The organism is Eudoraea sp. (genome assembly GCF_049665975.1).
Taxonomy (GTDB): domain Bacteria; phylum Bacteroidota; class Bacteroidia; order Flavobacteriales; family Flavobacteriaceae; genus Eudoraea.
Genome location: NZ_JBATGR010000153.1, coordinates 1 through 5503 on the forward strand (window position 1 = coordinate 1; position 5503 = coordinate 5503).

The 5503-nt window shown below is 36.7% G+C and carries 3 protein-coding genes; all 3 read left to right on the plus strand.

What is annotated here, in order from left to right; all coding sequences use genetic code 11:
- Nucleotides 1–53: 53 nt before the first annotated feature.
- Nucleotides 54–887, plus strand: coding sequence for an ABC transporter permease (locus tag WBN20_RS05725; RefSeq protein WP_424273786.1), 834 nt, complete (start codon nucleotides 54–56; stop codon nucleotides 885–887).
- A 26-nt stretch (nucleotides 888–913) separates the two neighbouring features.
- Nucleotides 914–3613: a T9SS type B sorting domain-containing protein gene (locus tag WBN20_RS05730; RefSeq protein ID WP_424281037.1), complete on the plus strand. Its 2700-nt coding sequence runs from the start codon at nucleotides 914–916 to the stop codon at nucleotides 3611–3613.
- 149 nt (nucleotides 3614–3762) lie between these two features.
- The gene (locus WBN20_RS05735) at nucleotides 3763–5418 is read left to right on the plus strand and encodes a T9SS type B sorting domain-containing protein (protein WP_424281038.1); all 1656 of its coding nucleotides are present in this window, start codon (nucleotides 3763–3765) and stop codon (nucleotides 5416–5418) included.
- Nucleotides 5419–5503 lie beyond the last annotated feature (85 nt).

Sequence of the window (5503 nt, forward strand, 5' to 3'; positions counted from 1 at the left end):
ATTCCTAACACTTACTGAAAATCAATCGATTTAAAAGCTCCAATCAAAAAATAATGAAAAGGTTATTACAGATAGAATTTATTAAACTTTGGAACAATAAGGCAAGCAGGGCGCTTATCATATCTTATTTTGTACTTCTTACTTCAATTGCATTGGTCGCGGCCATAAAATTTGATATAGGTCCGGTTAAATTTCATTTAGCGGAGCAAGGGATTTTTAATTTTCCATATATCTGGCATTTCAACACCTTTATAACCGCTTTTTTTAAACTATTCTTAGCTATAGTCATAGTGTCAATGATGGCTAATGAATATAGTAATAAAACAATAAAACAGAACTTAATTGATGGACTTTCTAAAAAGGAATTTATTCTTTCTAAATTCCTAACAGTTATATCATTTGCCCTGATTTCAACAGTATTTGTATTTGTAGTTTCAATGATACTGGGACTCATCTATTCGGATTATAATGAAATTTCCATCATTTTTTCTGATATGGAGTTTCTGCTTGCATTTTTTATAAAGCTTGTCGGATTCTTTTCATTCTGTTTATTTCTGGGAATACTTGTAAAACGCTCTGCATTTGCATTAGGTTTTCTAATACTATGGCAGGTTTTCGAAGGATTTGTGAGGGGGATGATGCGATGGAAATTGTTTGATGGTGAAACTACTGATGCCATAATGGGCTTTTTCCCTTTAAATTCTATGTGGAATCTAATAAAAGAACCCTTTTCAAGATTAAGTGCAGTACAAACAGTAGCCGATCAAATTGGTGAAGAACTTGCTCTGGACTATCATGTTCAATTCTTTGAAGTGCTTATTGTCATTGGTTGGACCACTATTTTTATCTATTTGTCGTACGCTTTGCTTAAAAAGAGGGATTTGTAGTATCTTGTGGTGTTTGGAAGAACACTATGAAAAAGATCGGGACGTTGCTACTCTTTCTGATTCTTTGCCCCGTTTATGTCTCAGGCCAGGGCGAAGCGTCTAATTGGTATTTTGGAAATGAAGCAGGGATAAGATTTAATAATGATGGCAGTGTCACAGCACTTAAAAATGGTAAACTAAATACCTTTGAAGGTTGTGCAGCTATTTCTGACACTTTTGGAAATTTACTATTCTATACTGATGGGGTTACCGTTTACGACCAAACGAATGAAATTATGCAAAATGGAGGGGGATTGTATGGCGACCCTTCCAGTACACAGTCTGCACTAATAATTCCAAAGCCACAAGACCCTAATCTGTATTTTATATTTACTGTTGATACCACTATATCCGAAACGGATCCGGATTTTGGATTAAATTATTCGGTTGTCGATATATCTTTGAACAATGGAAAGGGGGCAGTAATTCAGAAAAATGTTAATTTACTAAGAGACTGTTCTGAAAAAATATCTGCAGTTTTAAAAGATTGCTCAGACAATTCAATATGGGTGCTTACACTTGCAGCGGCAGATGGAACATTGGGAAGGTTAAATACATTTTACGCTTATGAAATCAATACCACAGGTGTTGTAAATACACCGGTCAAAAGTACTTTCGATGATTTATTTGTAAATGATCCCAGAGGTTATTTAAAACTTTCTGCAGACGGTACTAAAATGGTCAGTGCCAATGTAACGAGCGGACTCTATTTATATGATTTTGATGCCACTACTGGTACACTTAGTAATCAACAAAGAATTACGATAGGTACGCCCTATCAATTTGCTTACGGGGTAGAATTTTCTCCAAATAGCGATTATCTCTATGTACATTCTTCAAATAATGTTTTGGATAATTCTGATCAATTATCCCAATTACTGCAGTATGACCTAACAGAAACAGACATATCTGCTTCAGAGGTACTATTAGATTCAAGGGAAATATTTCGCGGGGCACTTCAAATGGCAAATAATGGCAAAATATACAGAACCATCGCAATGAACTATTTTCAGGGCACTCCATATTTAGGAGCCATTAATAATCCTGATGAAAAAGGAACTGCCTCTAATTATGAACACAAAGCTGTATTTTTGGCAGGGAATGCTACTCAGGGATTACCACCGTTTATTCAGTCATTCTTTGGTAAAACACAGCTTGTACTCAACAACGATGGAACCAGGAGTAGTATACTCGCAAAGTGTACGGGCGAATCCTTTAGACTAGAAGCCGAAGAAATTCCGGGAGCCAGGTATACCTGGTTAAAAAATGGAGTGCCAATAGTTGTCCCAAGTGGTTATTATTTGGAAATAGCAAACGCAGACAATGATGATTCGGGGCGTTACAGTTTGGAAATCACACAACCCAATCCTTCAGCTTGTCCAATTCTCGGTGAAGCTTTGGTGAATATCCTTCCAGTTCCGGACCCAGTCCTTTCCATAACTAAATGTGATCTAGATATCATTAATTCAACAGATGGTATTACAACCATTAATTTAGATGAGATTAACAGTGACCCGGATATACTATTTTATTTCTATGAAAGTATTTCGAACCGGGGCGATGATATAAGAATTACTAGTACAAGCGGGTATCAAAACACCTCTATCTTTAACCAAACACTTTATTACAAAGCTGTAAATATAGCGGGATGCGAATATTTAGGAGAAATTCAGCTCGAAGTATCACCTGTTACTATTGAGGCAAGTCCGTATGGTCCGTTTTACAGTTGCGATGAGATTTCAAATGACGAGATTCTCCTGGGCAACTTTGACCTTGAAGCTATAGCAGATAATTATGCAAATGAAGAAATTAGGTTTTATGAAACGAGGGAAGATTTGGCTTTAGAGCAAAATGAACTCAAAGAGCGCTACATTTCTGAAGGTGCAACCATCTTCGTCCGACTGGAAAATATCGGGCAATGTCCTGCAGTGAACACTATAGAATTGGTAGTTACAGAATCTCCTGTATTATCATTGGAAGAGAGCTATATATTATGTTTAGGAACGGAGCTTTTTATTAATGCTCCAGAAGGATTTAATTCTTACAAATGGTTCCTGCAAATAAATAACAGGGAAGAACTTATTTCAGAAAATCGAGGCATTAATTTAACCGAAGCCGGGAACTATATACTCGAAACAACTTTTATTTATGATATCGATGATAACGAAATACTCTGTGAAAACAGCGTGAATTTTGTGGTTATTCCTTCAAGCACACCAAACATCAGGAATGTTAATATTACTGATTTTTCAACTAACAATTCTATAGAGATTGAAGCAACAGGAGAAGGTTTGTATGAATATTCTATTGATGGGATTAATTACCAAACAGAGAATATTTTTTATAACATTGAACCGGGTTTTTTAACGCTGACTGTGAGGGACGCAAATGGCTGTGGAAAAGTGGAGAAGAATATATCTGTAATGGGCTATCCAAAATTTTTCACTCCAAACGGGGATGGAATAAATGATTACTGGCAAATTACAGGAATAAATGAACAGTTTCAGGCTGATGCCTTGATCGCTATTTTTGATCGTTATGGAAAATTTGTTGCTCAGATAAATCCAGGAGAAGAAGGATGGAACGGGACCTCGAGCAGTAATGTCCTTCCAGCCTCTGATTATTGGTTTAACCTTAAATTACGAGATGGAAGGGAAATTAAAGGCCATTTCACATTAAAAAGATAAAATTGAATCCCAAATAAAATTGTTTTGATATTGGATATAAAAATTACAAATTGGGAATAAGTAAGAAAAATATAGCCTTTTTTATATTTCTGTGCTGGTCATTTTATTTATCGGCACAAGTATGTAATTCTCCTGTGTTGACATATCCCTTGAACAACGCTACTAATGTACCTGTTAATGCGACCATTACCTGGGACGCTGTAGTAGGTGTCCCAGGATATATCATATCTATTGGTACTACACCCGGGGGCGTGGATATAGTTAATCAGTCAAATTTGGGAAATTCCCTTTCTTATACACCTCCTTTAGGTTTCCCAGAGAATATGCAGATATATGTTACCATAAGGCTTTTCTTTTTTGACCCGGCGATTCCCGATGTGGTATGCCCAAGTTCAACTTTTCGGACTGAGGATGTAATTGATCCTCCTGCCTGTACCAACATGTCAAATCCTGCTGATGGTGCGACCAATGTAAACATTGCCTCAAATATTTTATGGAATTATTCTCCTAATGCTACCGGTTATCGAATTTCTATGAGTACCGTCCCTGGGACAGGTAATATTGTAAATAATCTAGACGTAGGTAATGTCCTCTCATATAATCCAATTCTGGACTTGCCACCAAGTACACAGATTTTTGTTCAAATTACCCCTTACAATGAAAATGGGGATCTTTCTCCTTGTCCAGAACAAAGTTTTACTACCGGGGCTGTGGCAAGCCTACCGGGATGTACATCCCTTGTTAACCCATTAAATGGGGAAATAAATGTGCCACTTACCCCTTTTATAGAGTGGACAGCAGTGGCAGGAGCTGACGGATACAGAGTTACCATAGGAAGTTCTCCCTTTACATCGGAAGTACTGGACAATGTCGTTTTCTTTACTAATTCTACCTTTGTAATAGACTTTGAGCCTAACCTAACATTTTTTATTACTATAGTACCATTTAACACTGCGGGAGATGCTATTGGTTGCACCCAGGAGTCTTTCTCAACCATAATTGGATGCGGTCCCTATTTTGATTCAGTTACAGGAGAACTTATCATCATAAATCCCGAAATATCATTTCCGGACACGATTTCTATTTGTGAAGATGAACTTCCATTTTTAGTAAGCTCAACAGATACAGCTGAAGGATTCCGGTGGTTTCAGATAGATCAATTTGGAAATGAAACTCTGATCTCAGTAAGCTCTGATGCATCCCTTGCAGAGCCAGGTGAATACCGTTATGAAGCATATAACACTGTTATACAGGTAAGTGGTACCGTTGAATGTCCTACATCCAAATTCTTTAATGTGGTATCTTCGGAAATAGCAACAATTAATTCTGTAACTATAACCGACCAGGGAGAGGAAACAATAATTACTATAGATGCCAGTGGTATTGGCGATTATGAATATGCCCTGAATGATATCAACGGACCTTTTCAGAACAGTAATGTTTTTAATACTACTCCGGCTGGTTCATATACCGTTTATGTTAGGGATAAAAACGGCTGCGGAATAGTGCAAGAAAGAATAGAACAGGATTTAACTCTGGAAGGGTTTCCTAAATTCTTTACCCCAAATGGAGATGGAGTAAATGACTTTTGGCAGTTTATCCCAACCCCTTTAACAAGTGAAATAAGCATAGAAGTAATACATATTTTTGATAGATATGGAAAACTTTTAGCTCAAATAGAACCTACTTCTAATGGATGGGATGGAAGTTTTAATGGTAGACCCCTACCCTCTAATGATTATTGGTTTAGAGCAATTTCGGAGAGTAGCGGTCAAATACAAGGACATTTTGCATTAAAAAGATAAGTTGTGCATAGCAAATTTCCTTTTACAAATAATAATTCCCCTTTTGTAACTTTGCTAAATGAAATTTAAGCTAGTATCAGAGTTT